Source organism: Burkholderia sp. WSM2230 (genome assembly GCF_000472445.1).
Lineage (GTDB): Bacteria > Pseudomonadota > Gammaproteobacteria > Burkholderiales > Burkholderiaceae > Paraburkholderia.
In genome coordinates, this window is sequence record NZ_AXAJ01000005.1 from 215538 (window position 1) to 228475 (window position 12938).

Here is a 12938-nt window from a genome sequence, read left to right on the forward strand (position 1 = left end):
CGACCCGTCAGCGTAGTGATTTGCGTTGATACAATCCAATACCGTTTTATAGCTTCGTCGATACTTTTTGTGCATCGTCGAAAAGGGTGGACTCAACCGTGATCGACATCAAGCCGCTGCGCTACTTCGTGACGCTGGCCGAGACGCGACATTTTGGCCGCGCGGCGGCGCGCCTGAATCTGTCGCAGCCTCCGTTGAGCCGGCAACTCGCCGCACTTGAAGCAAGTCTCGGCGTAACGCTGGTCGAGCGCAGTCCTCGCAGCGTCACGCTGACTGCCGCCGGCGAGCGCTTTTACGTGGATGCCAAGGCGATCCTTGCTTCAGTCGAGCAGGCCGTGAACAATGCACAAGCAGCGGCGTCCGGCGACGCGGGCAAGCTCGCCATCGGCTTCACGATGTGCGCCGCGTACAGCGTCGTGCCGGGTTATGCGCGGGCGTTCGGTGCCGCATATCCCGAGGTTGCTTTGAATCTGCGCGAGGTCGTCTCGAACGATCTCGCCGCGCAAGTGGTGGCGGGGCACATCGACGCCGCCATCATGTTTCCGCATCTGCCGGACAAGGGGCTCAACATGCGCACCATTCTGCGCGAGCCGCTGTGCGTCGCGTTATCGCGCTCGCATCCGCGAGCCCGCGCGCGGCGGCTCGAAATCGCGCAACTGGCCGGTGAGCCGTTCGTGCTGGCATCCGAGGAAGTGGCGCCCACCTTGCGCGCGACGATTCTCGATCATTGCCGCTCGGGCGGCTTCGAGCCCGACATTCGCTTCGAAGTGCAATTGCAACAGACGGTGCTGAATCTCGTCGACGAAGGTGTGGGCGTCGCGCTCGTGCCTGCGTCAATGAGCAAGGCGCAGCTTGCGGGCGTGGTGTTCAAGCCACTCGTCGACGCACCTTTGATCGAGCAGGTGCTGGCGTGGTCGCCGGCGAATCGGAATCCTTGTTTGATGCGGTTTTTGGAGTTGGCGTAGGGCGGCGCGCGCGAGTCTCATTCGCGCCATCGCGCAATTACGTTTGCTTACCTTCGATCGCGCGTAACAATGGACTGTCAGGCGCTATACGGATGAAGAATTGAGGCGGTTGGAACCCCGCTGATACTGCTCTTAGTTCCGTGAGGGAAACGGTGCCGGCAAGACGGCGCGCATCGTGCAAACCCAAGGCAAAGCCCGTCGAAATTCCATCAAAGTACTGAAAAAACTCTTTGCGTGTAATTCCGGACACGTTCGCGAACCGTCGCCACAATGTTGCGGGTGCGAGCGTGTGTGCGGCGCTTACCTTGGCGTAACCGACGACACGGCCAACGGGAAGCTTCACGTAAATCCACACCACCGTGCCCGCCTTGACGTTCATCGACCTCCGGCGAAGCTCTACGTGCTTGGTCCCGGCAAAAATATTGTCAGCGTGGCGCTCTTCAAGAGAGATCAGTATATGTTCTGGCTGTTCCATAAGCAAACCCTTCTTGAATGATTCCCATAAGCTGTGTTTCGTTAATTGCCCGGGTTGTAAGGAGTTGAGTGGCACTGCCGCAGCCTAGCTTTTCAAGCGTCGCACGGGGCACGGGACGTTCGAGACACACAATATTGTCGAACGCGGCCACTGTTTTCACGATCGATTCTCCTATCGCTTGCAGTCCCGCTGTGTCGAGCACCGAGGGATCCAGGTCGGCGTTTTTCATGGCATCTTGCGACTTCAGATACGCGTGTTTTACGCGCGCGATGGCGACAATCGCTCCTATCCCTCCGCCCTTGCCAGATTCGTAAAACAGGATGAGGTTACCACGCTTAAATTGCTTCAAGGTCGCGGCGCCGCTCACGTAATGCCGCTCGTTATACAACTGTGCTCGGGCGTGTGGAAGCAGGCTTTTCTGGGGGGAATGCGCCAGCAGGTGCTCGGCGAAAGCCCTCCGCACAGGCGTGACTACGGCCGGTCGGCCGGGTAGACAAAAGAGACTAGGCGAGAGCAACGTTTCGAGCGCCATCAGGGGAACATATGTCACATTGCCGTCAGGCCTGACTACGCGAATCTGTTGATCGATGCTACGGTAGGCTGGGGCACTGTCCGGAAGGCGCACTCGGCCAATTGTGAAGATTTCCGCAGCCCGTTCCGTCCAATTTGCCGGCGTGATGATGTCGGGGACAGCAAGCTTGGTCAACCATGTGTCGTCAGCTAACCCGCCAAATCCGAGTTCCGCTGCAATTTCCCGAATCTGGGCCTGCTTCTTGGGAAAGTTGAGCCTGATCTGCGAAGTGGTCGCTACCGTAGCCTGTTCCACGACACACCCCAGGAGAAGCCTCGCGGCACTTGCCGCGGCGGCCTGCCTTTCGTCCACAGCGGCTCGTACGTTGACGATGCCAGGGCTGAACGCCCTTGACCACGTGACATATCCGATTAAGCTGTCCTTTGACCATACTCCGTATCGATTGCTGACTCTATCGTTTGAATCGACAGCGGCCCACTCCTCAACGACGGCGGCGACAGGAACGTCCAGTTGGGATAACAGACGGTGTACCGCAGGTTCTTCTGAACGCGAAATGGCCGTGAGCGATAACGAGATCGTTTCACCGGCATCGAGTAACTGCTCTTTCGCCGCCCCCGTGTTCAATGTCTTAAACGCGGCCGGCGAGACTACTTGAATGCCGTAACGCTCGCTCAGTTCCGCCGCCGCGTTGAGAATGGATCCGTCGTTGGTGATGAGGCCGGTTAGCCGATGATATACGGCTGTCGCTAAATGCCGCAGATCCGAAAGGTCGTTGCGGCTAAGTGCATTGGCGCACTGTCTTTCAGGAAACACAATGCTTGCCAGGTCAGCAGACAGTGTTTCCGACTCATCCGTGACCGGCGCGGGAAATGAAGGAAATATTCGGGCATAGGCCAACATAGGATCAGTCACGCCCACAGTGGCGGTCCGCTCGAGTTCCGCTGTAATTTCGGTGCTCAGGGCCAGTTGGCAAGAACCAGCCCTCTCTGATTTGAAGAGATCCAAGACTTGCTCGTTTCGGCTTCTCCGAGGGCCGAGATCGAATAGCACATTTAGGTCGAGCAAAAAGAGCGGAACCTCCGCCGGGGATGTGGAGCAAAGGCCTAACGGATCGCTGGCGCTGACACCGCTCGACGCAAATAGCTGTGGAGTGTCGAGTTCATGGCTGCGTACTAGAATCGTCCGGTTTCTTGTTTCCCCACCGCGTGCAATGCTTTGCACATAAAACCCTTGGCTTCCCCAGAACCTGTTTGCGCCTGTCAGATCCTCCGCCACCCGCGCATACAGTGAAATGAAAGCGTGGTCCGTCAAGTGTTGCTTAAGATGGCTCAATAGAAGGGTCGCGATGCCGCGCTTCCTGAACGCCGGCCTGACGAACATCTGTAGTACTCGCCCTTTCGGATGCCGTGCCTCGAAGAGAAGATGGCCGACGTACGACAGCGCGTCAGTGTTACGCTCAACGGCTATGAAAAGCTGTTCTTTGCGAGCAAAGTCTTCGAAGACACCTGCGGGGAAGAAGCCCAATGCGTTTTTATCACTATCCGCTGCTGTGATGGCGGAGCCAACGAACGGCGCAACGTCCGCGTAACGGTCCAATATGCGAATAGCTTGCTCATTTTCCACCATCTCAGTGCCTCGCCTCCACAGCGTCGCCGTCAACGAACTCGCGACTGTCGTGGACAGACAAAGTCGCATCCCTCTTTACGCGACGATACAATTGGTCGCGATGAGCGGAAAAGATATTATCATTTAGGTAAGCGTAATACTTTGGAGGCAACGGATATTTTTCTGAAGCAAAGCCTCGACACACGAATTCCGCGACTCGTGTAGAAAAATTCTTACGACAAGCGATGATAAGTGAAAGTCACGGGGTTGAATGAACGCACTTCACCCAAGCGAGATGTCCTCTGCAATGTCCAAACAACCCACCACCCTCACCACCGCCCGCCTCACACTCCGCGCCCACACTCGCGACGATTTCCCCGAGAGCTTGACCATGTGGTCCGATCCCGAGGTAGTCCGCTTTATCGGCGGCAAGATTTTCACGCGTGAAGAAGTGTGGGCGCGTCTGCTGCGCTACGTCGGTCACTGGTCGCTGCTCGGCTATGGCTACTGGGTCGTGCGCGAAACGGACAGCGGGCGCTTTGTCGGCGAAGTCGGGTTCGCCGATTTCCAGCGCGAGATCGAGCCTTCATTGAGCGGCACGCCGGAAATCGGCTGGGCTTTGAATCCGGCCATGCACGGCAAAGGCTACGCGACAGAAGCCGTGCGCGCCGCTGTGGCCTGGGCCGACGAGAAGTGGCCGGGCGTGGCCACGGCCTGCATCGTCGCGCCCGAGAATGAAGCGTCACTGCGAGTCGCGCACAAGGCCGGCTATCGCGAGCAAGTTCGCACCAGCTACAAAGGACAGCCGACCATCATGTTGCGGCGCGCGCCACCCGCGACCACATAAAAAAGCCGGCAAGTCCTGGCCCAGCCGGCTAATTGCAGTCACCGTACACGCTCGCGTCAGCGCGCGTCTTCAAACTCCGCCCTCTGTCGCGCGATCAGATCGGCGAGCTTGTGAACCTGCCGGCCTTCCGCATCAAAATTCGTATCATCGAGCCACAAAGGATAGCTTGCACGCAGCGCCGGCCATTCACTGTCGATAATCGAAAACCACGCCGTATCGCGATTACGCTGACGATAAACAATCGCCTGCCGGAACACGCCTTCGAACGTGAAGCCATAACGCAGCGCCGCCGCGCGCGACGGTTCGTTCAGCGAATCGCATTTCCATTCGAAGCGCCGGTAGCCGAGCTCATCGAACACATATTGCATCAGCAGGAACATCGCCTCGGTCGCGATGCGTGTGCGTTTCAGACGCGGCGAATAGACCACGTGCCCCACTTCGATCACGCCGTTGGCGGCGTCGATGCGCATCAGCGCAAATGTGCCGACCGCCTTTCCGCTCGCGCTGTCGATCACCGCGTAGTGCAGCGGATCAGCCGATGCAGCGAGGCGCCCAAGATGCTCGCGATAGGCGTCGGCGGTCTCGAACGGGCCGACGCCCAGATACGTCCAGTCGCGGCCATCCTCCGCCGAGTCGTACGCGTCGAATAGGTCCGCCGCGTGCGCTTCCACGTTGACCGGCTCGATGCGGCAGTAGCGGCCCGCAAGCTGCGCGCGTCCGGGCGGCTTCGCGCCGTTCCAGTCGGGCAGCGGCACGCCGATTGGCTGGCCGAAGGCGTTGCGTCGGGGTTCCATGTCTCTACTCCTCGCGTCGTGGTCATTGTTAGTGGTCAGGATCTGAAGAACGATACGGCAATCGTGGTATGTTAAAAAGATCCACCACAACGAAATCCGATAGGTCCAGCCGTCATGATCGAGATCATAGGCCCGCTTGTTCATACGGCCGCGAACCGTGGCAAGGCGAAGCGCGCCAGCGCCGACGCCCATGACGGCGCGCAGAAACCCGCGCCGTTGCAAAAGCAGTTGATCGAGCGCCTGCAGCAGGCCATTCTCGGCGGCCGCTTGCCGGCGGGATCCCTGCTGCCGTCGTCGCGATTGCTGTCGGCGGAAATGGGCGTGTCGCGCAACACCGTGGTGATCGCGTATGAGCACCTTGCGGCGGTCGGCTATGTGGTCGCGGACAAGAAGGGCACGCGCGTAAGCCCGCTGTCGAGTCGGGCGGCGCGCGGCGAGCCGCCCGCCCAACCCGCCGCGCCCGAAGTGGCGTACGCGGCCCGCGTCGGGCAGTTCACGGCGACGCGCACGCACGTCGATAACGCGCTGCCGCTTACGCCGGGCACGCCCGCGCTCGACCGCTTTCCGCTCGCCGCGTGGCGGCGCGCACTCGAACGCGCGATGGAGCGCTCGCTGCCGCTCGCGCTCGGCTACGGCACGCCGGCCGGCGAACCGGCGTTGCGCGACGCGATTGCCGCGCATCTGCGGATGGCGCGCGGCGTGCGCTGCGAAGGCTCGCAGGTGGTAATCACCGAGGGCGCGCAGGAGGCGCTCAACCTGTGCGTGCGGCTTTTCACCAATCCCGGCGATGTCGCGTGGATCGAGGACCCCGGCTATCGCGGCGCAAAAGCGGCCTTCAGGCAGGGCGATCTGACCATCCAGCCGATGCCCGTCGACGCCGAGGGCATCAGCGTGCCGCCGGGCGCGTGGGCCGCGCATCCGCCGAAGCTCGTCTACACGTCGCCCGCGCATCAGTATCCGACCGGCGCGGTGCTTTCGGTGGCGCGGCGGCTCGAGCTGATCGCCGAGGCGCGCCGCGCCGGCGCGTGGCTGATCGAAGACGATTATGACGGCGAATTCCGCTACTCCGGCGAGCCGATTGCGAGCATGCAGGGCCTCGTGGACGACGCGCCGGTTCTCTACGTCGGCTCCTTCAGCAAGACGATGTTTCCGGCGCTGCGCATCGGCTTCGTGGTGCTGCCGCGCGCCATCGCCGCGCATGCCGAAGTGGCGCTGTACGAGATGCTGCGCGGCGGGCATCGGCTGGAACAACTCGCGCTCGCGCATTTCATGGAAAACGGCGAATTCGGGCGGCACCTCGGGCGCATGCGGCGGCTTTATCGCGAGCGGCAGCAGGCATTGCGCGAAGCGCTTACCGCAGACTTCGCCGCGTCCGAGATTCTGGGCGGCGATTGCGGAATGCACCTGACGCTGCGCCTGGCCGCGCACATCGACGATCAGACGCTGACCGAGCGCGCGTTCGACAAAGGCCTCGGTCCGCGCGCGCTGTCGAGCTTCGCGCTCGCGCCGCGCGCCGGGACGAACGGCCTCGTGATCGGCTATGGCAACACCGCTGCCGAGCAACTCGCCCCGGCTGTCGGAGTGCTCGCCGAACTGGCTGCCGGCATGGAAAAACCGCGTCGGCGTCGCGCGTAAGTTTTTGCGTTTGTCCGCGCGGGGCATGTCGCGCTATCGTGTCGTTTATGCGCGGCGACCGAACACGCCATGTCGACGGATTGCCCGCATCATGTTCCGCGCGCTGCCTGGTGCGCGTTGCCGGATGGCTGCGCAGTCCGGGCATGAAGCATCCCTTTGGTGTGGTTTTCTATGACGATTTATCCGAGTGGAGATGACATGAAGGAAATCGAACCGACCCCGTGGTTTGAACTGGCCGCTCACTCGCCCGCGCGCGACGGCTGGTACGAGGTGCAACTGACAAGCGGGGACACGGCCTTTGCGAAATACGGCGATGGCGAGTGGACCGAGAAGCCGGACGACGCGTTCACGCACTGGCGCGGGCTGTCCGCCGACCCATCGCAAGCGGGCGAGGGCAAGGCGCAAGACGAAGTGAAAGTGGACGGCGACGGCGCGGAAGCCCCAACTGAGGCGAAAGCCGCCGACGAACCTGTCGATGCCGAAGCCACCGCGGCGAACGGCGTACGCGCCGCATGGAACGCGTTCTTCCCCGGCCTCGGGGACGAGCAGCATAAACCGGTGGACGCCGTTCCCAACGGAAAAGCGCCGCATTGACGCATGAAGGGCGGCGGCGTTTTGCCGGCCGCCCTCACAACACCAGACCTTCGGGCAAAAAATCAAGCATGCAGGTTTCCCGCGAACCCGTGGCATTGCCGCGCGCCACGCAGTTACTCAATCATGGGCCGGTGACGATCATTACCAGCGCGCACGGCGGGCGGTCGAACGTGATGGCGGCTTCATGGGCTATGCCGCTCGACTTCAATCCGCCGAAGGTGGTTGTGGTGGTCGACAGCCGCACGCTGACGCGGCAATTGATCGAAGCGAGCGGCGTGTTCGGCCTGCAACTACCGAGCCGCAAGTTCGCCGCGCAGACACTGGCCGTGGGCACGAATGCGGGGCTGGAAATCGACAAGTTCTCGGCCTTCGAACTGGAAACTTTCGCCGCCGAAAAAATCGACGTGCCTATGCTGGCCGGCTGTATCACGTGGATGGAATGCAAGGTGATTCCGGATGACAGCCAGCGGCACGATCTCATTATCGGCGAGGTGGTGGCCGCGTACGCGGATAGCCGCGTGTACTCGAACAACCGCTGGCATTTCGGCGACGACCCTGACCTTCGCACCTGCCATTACGTGGCGGGCGGGACGTTCTTTGCGACGGGCGAAGCGTTCGAGGTGTCGCCTGCGGCGAATGCCTTGAGCGCTTCGCCGGCGAGCCGGTAGCGAACCCATTCGCTTTGCGCGCTCGCGCCGATGGATTCATAGAAACCGATGGCGGGCGCATTCCAGTCGAGCACGCTCCATTCGAAGCGGCCGCAGCCGGTCTCGCACGCGATGGCCGCGAGGTGGCGCAGCATCTGTTTGCCCGCGCCGCTGCCGCGCGCTTTGGGCGACACGTACAGGTCTTCCAGATACAGGCCTTTTTTGCCGAGCCACGTGGAGTAAGAAAAGAAGTAGACGCAAAAGCCGATGGGCTCGCCGTTCATTTCGCAGATGAGCGCCGTTGCCGTGGATGCAGCGGAGAAAAGGCTCGCTTCGATGTCTGCGACGGTGGCGACCACTTCGTGCTCGGCCTTCTCGTACACCGCGAGTTCGGTGATGAAGTGGAGGATGAGCGGGGCGTCGGCGGCGGTGGCGGGGCGGAGGTGGGTGGTCAAGGCTGGTTGGGTCGGTTGGTTGGGCGTTGGGGGGCGGGAGTCGGTCGGGGTTTTGTGTGCAGCCGGTGGCGCGGTTTCGGCTGAGTGACGTTCCTAAGCATAGCAGGGACGCGAGTGGGGTTCATTCGAGCGTGATTGGTGGAGATTGGTCGCAGGGCGCGGTGCGGGTTTCGGGTTGCTAGCAAGATGGCGATTCGCCATGTGGTTCGGCGTCTGGCCAATCGTTGTCGTTCGCGCCCCTCAAAGACCGTCATTCCAGTGGCCGCTTTGCTTCGCACCTGTTGGATTCCGGGCTTGACATGGTGTGGTCGTGATTCAGCAAAACTCCGCCCGGAAGGACAGACGTGCAAGTCTGACTGACGTAGTCTATGATTGCGACGCGACCGGTAAAAAGAGAGTCGCCCTTTGCATCTCGAATGGAACAACGAATATGAGAACAAATGTCTACATGCATAATTATCGGGGATTTTCCGATGCCTGGATTCCGCTGCGCAAAGTGAATTTTTTGGTCGGGGAAAACAGCACGGGGAAGAGTTCGTTTCTAGATCTCGTGAACGTCTTTTACGAGTTTCAGTTTTGGATGTTAATACCGGCTTTTCGTGTCTCCAATGGAGCGCAAAAGCATTTCTTGGACTTAGTCAGTGCCGCATCGAGCGATAAAGAATCGTTCACGATCGGCGCAGTAGATATTGGTGACAGAACGGGCGACGCTGTCGACGGACTGTTAGTTACATACGTGAATCGTGACGGGCGTCCCGTGCCGAGCCGAGTTTCTGTTCTCGATGGCGACAAATTGCGGACGCTTGTCGGTGGCCTATCGTCGGACTCAAAGAATGAAAAAATCGAGTCTCGCGTCGTTGAACACCGATGGGAAGATGGGATCACCGCATCTATTTTCCTGTCGCGATGCGCTGAAAGACACCATGACCAAACTGATTTTACCGAGTTTACGCTCGCCGAAGACCGGCGCCGAATGCCGTTTTTTATGAAATTCGGTGATTTTTTTCAAGAAGGCGAAAACATCGGCAACTCCGTGTCCGTTCCGAGTATATTCGCCAAAAACTTTGTGGAATTGGCCCCGATTCGGTCGAAGCCGCGCCGCACGTACGATGCACCACAAACCGAATTTAGCCCGGAAGGCGACCATATCCCGTATACGCTCAAAAAGAACTTATCACACTCGAACGCGAAACATAAGGCAGAATTCAAGGAGTTTTTGAAGCAAGTCGGTGAAAGCAGCGGTCTGTTTGACAATGTGACCGTCAATGAGTTCGGCACGGGACAACTCGCGCCATTCGAAGTGAAAGTGAATTTCGGCGACGTGGCGCTAGGTTTACCGAGCGTTGGCTATGGAGTATCTCAGGCGCTTCCGGTTTTGGTAGAAGCTTTCGTGCGACCACATGAATTTGCATTTGCCATACAGCAGCCGGAGGTCCATCTTCATCCTCGTGCGCAGGCCGCGTTCGGTGACGTCGTCGCTAATCTGGCGAAAGACGAAGATAAGATTTTCTTCGTTGAGACGCACAGCGACTTCACTATTGATCGATTCCGCATAAACCTCAGGAATCGATTTGAAGCTATCGCGAACTCACCACAAGACACAGCGGTTAACCTTCCAGCGGACGGCGGTACGGCAGATAGTCTCGGTGAAAAGCTTTCGCTTTCTAGCTCGAACGAGGATATGGATGACGGATTCGCCCAGATAGTCTTCTTCGAGCGGGTGCAGAACGGCAATCACGCCGTCGCGATCCCCATTCTGAAAGATGGCCGGGTAAGCGATGACCAGCCCGAAAGTTACAGAGACTTTTTCCTGCATGAAAGTCTTTCTCTTCTGTGAGGTGGAAGATGTGCATCGTAATTGACCCACCGGCCTTGATTCCCATGTTCAAAAATGGTGACATTGAACATCGAAAATTCTTGCCAGTTTGGAAGTGGATCGTCGATGGCCCGGGAAAAATAATTATTGGCGGCAAGCAGTATAAGAAGGAACTTTTAGATGTCGTTAGCGTTATTCAGTTTGTCAAAGAACTGGAGCGCAGAGGAAAGGTTATCAAAAAAAATGACGCCGATGTCGATCGAGACGTTGAGCGAATTAAGAAGATCGAGCCATGCAAGGATTTTGACGATCCTCATCTTGTAGCTTTAGTCAACCTAAGTGGATGTAAATTGATCTGTATCCGAGACCCGCGTGCACATCGCTTTCTGAGAAATCAGAAATTTTATGAAAATGCCAAACTTCGACCGCGCTTGTACACGCGGGCGAAAAACTCCCACTTACTGTGCAAGGATAATATTGCGCCGTGTTGCAAATAGGGCGTGGTGGCCCGACGGAGATCGGCCGATATGAATGGCTGAATAGTAGCCTGAGCGCGCATTGCTGGACGTTTGAGGCCGTGAGAGATCATTCATCCTCGACGGGTAACTCTGCTCATAAGGCGGCGCAGGCGTCTAAAGTTCCCGACCGACAACTAATATGACTAACAAACCGAATGATCCTCGCGTAACGCGTCGTTGCCCGCAGCGGCAATTAAGAGACGCCCAACAATGTGCCCATTGACAAACTCGCTTCTCATGCTTGGGAGGCGGCCTTCCATCCGTCCTATGCCCTTCGGCCAAATCAAAAAACACAAGCCGAGACACTTGCAGCACTCTCAATCCCCTCCCTTATAATCATCGAGTCGTCGGGAGACACCCGCGACCAGGTTTGACAGCCTGACGTTCCAACCGCACACCCGCTCATGCGGGTCGTGCGTCTATCTCTGCACGTCTATATATCAATGGGCGGGCGGTGGTGAGGGAGCCGCAAGGCTCGCCGGATTGTTGGAACGCCGGTCTGTCAACCACATCACATGCCCGCTCACCCTTCCCAAAAAAAGCGTGCCCGGGCGACCCACCAAACCACAGGCAGATCGCACCATGACCAAGTCAACCAAGCCCGAAGCAACGCCCTCACGGCCGCCCGTCGACGCCCTTCAATACGAAAAGCTCGCCCTCTCCGCGTTCGACCTCTGCGACCGGAGTCTGACCCAACTCGACACACTGATCACACTCGCGTCGTCGATATGTAGGAATCCTGCCATTACACGCGACGAGCGGCAGCGTCGTCAGAAGCTGCTCGAATTGCTGGTCGACACAGCCGAGCAATATCAGCAGGAACTAGAATGCGACCGCGAGCTATTCCAGGTCATCGCTTTAGATGCAAAGGGCGTCCCGCATAGCCGCATCACCGCGCGTCACGCGGCGAACCTGCTGGCCCAGGCATCGCAGAAAGGCGGCGCGTCGCAGGCAATGGCAAACGGCAAACGCCGCAAAAGTCCGTCCGCGAAAAACGCCGCGGCATTGACAGTGGACCTCGCATCGCGCCCGCTCGTCGCGCGACACTGAGCCAAACACCGAGCCGAACACCCACCTCAGCACCGAGCCACAAAGACAAAGGCGGGCAGCAAAAAGCGCCCGCCTCAGCCTGACCCGCCCGCCCACGACTGAACCAGAATCACGCCTTCAAAGGCAACCAGATCTCGAACCCGCCCATCCCGCTAAGCGGATCGAACTTCTCGTCGTAGCGCTCGAAGCTGGGCGCATCGGCGGGAAGGTGTCCCGATGTCGGCAGCCACGTGTTCCAGATTGCGTTCCACGTGCGCCCCACCGTCGACACATGCTCGCGATGGCTAAACACCGCATAGCGCTGCGCGGCAATCCGCAACCGGCTGAGTTCGGGGGGCAAGGCCGAGAAGTCGCTCACTTCCACGCCGCACAGGTAGTCCATATTGCCGGCGTCGTCCGCGTTGTAGCAGACGCCATACGCCACTTCGCCCACCTGGCCGGGCACTTTGCCGAAATACTCGTTAAAGCGTTGCCACTGCGATGGAATCGCGGCAGTGCTCTCCATCGTATAGCGCTCGCTCAGACCGGCGACGAGAAACGGCCTGCCGTCCTCAAAGCGCGGCGGCTCGAGTTGCGTGAGATGGGTTTCGTCCATTCTGATCGGCTCCACGATGACAAGGTTGTCGAGATGACCACGCGCGCGCAGCGCTTCGGGCGTGAGTCCGAATTGCTCGCGAAACGCGCGCGTGAATGCTTCGTGAGAACCGTAACCGGCGTCGATCGCAACCGTCAGTATGTCCGGCGCGCCGGCCGCGAGCTTGCGGGCCGCCTCGCTCAGGCGACGCCCGCGCACATAGCGCATCACCGGCATGCCGGTCGCGGCCTGGAAAGCGCGCGCGAGGTGAAAGCGCGACACGCAACCGCAGTTGGCGATGTCGTCGAGCGTCAGTTCTTCGGCAAAGTGACTTTCGATAAACCACAGCGCTTTTTTAACCGGATTCATAACGGCTCTCATGTCAGCACGAAGCCAGCATAGCCGGCCGCAAACGCGTGCGTTTGATCGCG

Annotated in this window: 13 protein-coding genes; 8 read left to right on the plus strand and 5 right to left on the minus strand. The window is 59.5% G+C overall.

What is annotated here, in order from left to right; genetic code table 11:
- Positions 1 to 98: 98 nt before the first annotated feature.
- Entirely contained in the window at positions 99 to 965 is an 867-nt protein-coding gene (locus A3AC_RS0112850) for a LysR family transcriptional regulator (protein ID WP_025599300.1), read from the plus strand.
- Positions 966 to 1002: 37 nt separating this feature from the next.
- On the opposite strand, the gene A3AC_RS0112855 is transcribed toward A3AC_RS0112850, so the two are convergent.
- Both A3AC_RS0112855 and A3AC_RS0112860 read right to left on the minus strand, forming a co-directional pair.
- Complete coding sequence (locus A3AC_RS0112855) at positions 1003 to 1440, minus strand: transcriptional regulator (protein ID WP_025599301.1); 438 nt, start codon at positions 1438 to 1440, stop codon at positions 1003 to 1005.
- The gene (locus A3AC_RS0112860; RefSeq protein ID WP_035475070.1) at positions 1406 to 3598 is read right to left on the minus strand and encodes a GNAT family N-acetyltransferase; all 2193 of its coding nucleotides are present in this window, start codon (positions 3596 to 3598) and stop codon (positions 1406 to 1408) included. Before A3AC_RS0112860 ends, A3AC_RS0112855 begins: the two co-directional genes overlap by 35 nt.
- A gap of 286 nt (positions 3599 to 3884) precedes the next feature.
- Between A3AC_RS0112860 and A3AC_RS0112865 the strand changes: the two genes are divergently transcribed.
- A complete protein-coding gene (locus A3AC_RS0112865; RefSeq protein WP_025599304.1) occupies positions 3885 to 4424 on the plus strand; it encodes a GNAT family N-acetyltransferase in 540 nt (179 codons plus the stop codon).
- Between the two features lie 56 nt (positions 4425 to 4480).
- Here A3AC_RS0112865 and A3AC_RS0112870 read toward each other — a convergent pair whose 3' ends face one another.
- Positions 4481 to 5218 (minus strand): GNAT family N-acetyltransferase, encoded by a 738-nt coding sequence (locus A3AC_RS0112870; protein ID WP_025599305.1) that lies wholly within the window; start codon positions 5216 to 5218, stop codon positions 4481 to 4483.
- Between the two features lie 114 nt (positions 5219 to 5332).
- On the opposite strand from A3AC_RS0112870, the gene pdxR reads away from it, so the two are divergent.
- The 3 genes from pdxR to A3AC_RS0112885 all read left to right on the plus strand — a co-directional run bounded on the left by pdxR (position 5333) and on the right by A3AC_RS0112885 (position 8115).
- Complete coding sequence (pdxR, locus tag A3AC_RS0112875; protein WP_025599307.1) at positions 5333 to 6853, plus strand: MocR-like pyridoxine biosynthesis transcription factor PdxR; 1521 nt, start codon at positions 5333 to 5335, stop codon at positions 6851 to 6853.
- Between the two features lie 198 nt (positions 6854 to 7051).
- Complete coding sequence (locus A3AC_RS0112880; protein ID WP_025599309.1) at positions 7052 to 7447, plus strand: hypothetical protein; 396 nt, start codon at positions 7052 to 7054, stop codon at positions 7445 to 7447.
- Positions 7448 to 7515: 68 nt separating this feature from the next.
- On the plus strand, positions 7516 to 8115 hold the full coding sequence (locus A3AC_RS0112885) for a flavin reductase family protein (protein ID WP_025599311.1): 600 nt from the start codon (positions 7516 to 7518) through the stop codon (positions 8113 to 8115).
- On the opposite strand, the gene A3AC_RS0112890 is transcribed toward A3AC_RS0112885, so the two are convergent.
- Positions 8022 to 8549 (minus strand): GNAT family N-acetyltransferase, encoded by a 528-nt coding sequence (locus A3AC_RS0112890; RefSeq protein WP_025599312.1) that lies wholly within the window; start codon positions 8547 to 8549, stop codon positions 8022 to 8024. The two genes, A3AC_RS0112885 and A3AC_RS0112890, sit on opposite strands and share 94 nt — an antisense overlap.
- A gap of 430 nt (positions 8550 to 8979) precedes the next feature.
- On the opposite strand from A3AC_RS0112890, the gene A3AC_RS0112895 reads away from it, so the two are divergent.
- The 3 genes from A3AC_RS0112895 to A3AC_RS0112905 all read left to right on the plus strand — a co-directional run bounded on the left by A3AC_RS0112895 (position 8980) and on the right by A3AC_RS0112905 (position 11933).
- On the plus strand, positions 8980 to 10386 hold the full coding sequence (locus A3AC_RS0112895; protein ID WP_025599313.1) for an AAA family ATPase: 1407 nt from the start codon (positions 8980 to 8982) through the stop codon (positions 10384 to 10386).
- Positions 10387 to 10394: 8 nt separating this feature from the next.
- Positions 10395 to 10862: a hypothetical protein gene (locus tag A3AC_RS29950; RefSeq protein ID WP_156924606.1), complete on the plus strand. Its 468-nt coding sequence runs from the start codon at positions 10395 to 10397 to the stop codon at positions 10860 to 10862.
- Positions 10863 to 11465: 603 nt separating this feature from the next.
- Positions 11466 to 11933: a hypothetical protein gene (locus A3AC_RS0112905; protein ID WP_025599315.1), complete on the plus strand. Its 468-nt coding sequence runs from the start codon at positions 11466 to 11468 to the stop codon at positions 11931 to 11933.
- A 109-nt stretch (positions 11934 to 12042) separates the two neighbouring features.
- Here the strand turns inward: A3AC_RS0112905 and A3AC_RS0112910 are convergent, their stop codons facing one another.
- The gene (locus A3AC_RS0112910; RefSeq protein ID WP_025599316.1) at positions 12043 to 12876 is read right to left on the minus strand and encodes an AraC family transcriptional regulator; all 834 of its coding nucleotides are present in this window, start codon (positions 12874 to 12876) and stop codon (positions 12043 to 12045) included.
- Positions 12877 to 12938 lie beyond the last annotated feature (62 nt).

What these genes read in the sequence shown, in the direction of transcription:
- A3AC_RS0112855 (WP_025599301.1), bottom strand. Translation starts at nt 1,440, where the DNA reads ATGGAACAGCCAGAACATATACTGATCTCTCTTGAAGAGCGCCACGCT.
- A3AC_RS0112860 (WP_035475070.1), bottom strand. Translation starts at nt 3,598, where the DNA reads ATGGTGGAAAATGAGCAAGCTATTCGCATATTGGACCGTTACGCGGAC.
- A3AC_RS0112865 (WP_025599304.1), top strand. Translation starts at nt 3,885, where the DNA reads ATGTCCAAACAACCCACCACCCTCACCACCGCCCGCCTCACACTCCGC.
- A3AC_RS0112870 (WP_025599305.1), bottom strand. Translation starts at nt 5,218, where the DNA reads ATGGAACCCCGACGCAACGCCTTCGGCCAGCCAATCGGCGTGCCGCTG.
- pdxR (WP_025599307.1), top strand. Translation starts at nt 5,333, where the DNA reads ATGATCGAGATCATAGGCCCGCTTGTTCATACGGCCGCGAACCGTGGC.
- A3AC_RS0112880 (WP_025599309.1), top strand. Translation starts at nt 7,052, where the DNA reads ATGAAGGAAATCGAACCGACCCCGTGGTTTGAACTGGCCGCTCACTCG.
- A3AC_RS0112885 (WP_025599311.1), top strand. Translation starts at nt 7,516, where the DNA reads ATGCAGGTTTCCCGCGAACCCGTGGCATTGCCGCGCGCCACGCAGTTA.
- A3AC_RS0112895 (WP_025599313.1), top strand. Translation starts at nt 8,980, where the DNA reads ATGAGAACAAATGTCTACATGCATAATTATCGGGGATTTTCCGATGCC.
- A3AC_RS29950 (WP_156924606.1), top strand. Translation starts at nt 10,395, where the DNA reads ATGTGCATCGTAATTGACCCACCGGCCTTGATTCCCATGTTCAAAAAT.
- A3AC_RS0112905 (WP_025599315.1), top strand. Translation starts at nt 11,466, where the DNA reads ATGACCAAGTCAACCAAGCCCGAAGCAACGCCCTCACGGCCGCCCGTC.
- A3AC_RS0112910 (WP_025599316.1), bottom strand. Translation starts at nt 12,876, where the DNA reads ATGAATCCGGTTAAAAAAGCGCTGTGGTTTATCGAAAGTCACTTTGCC.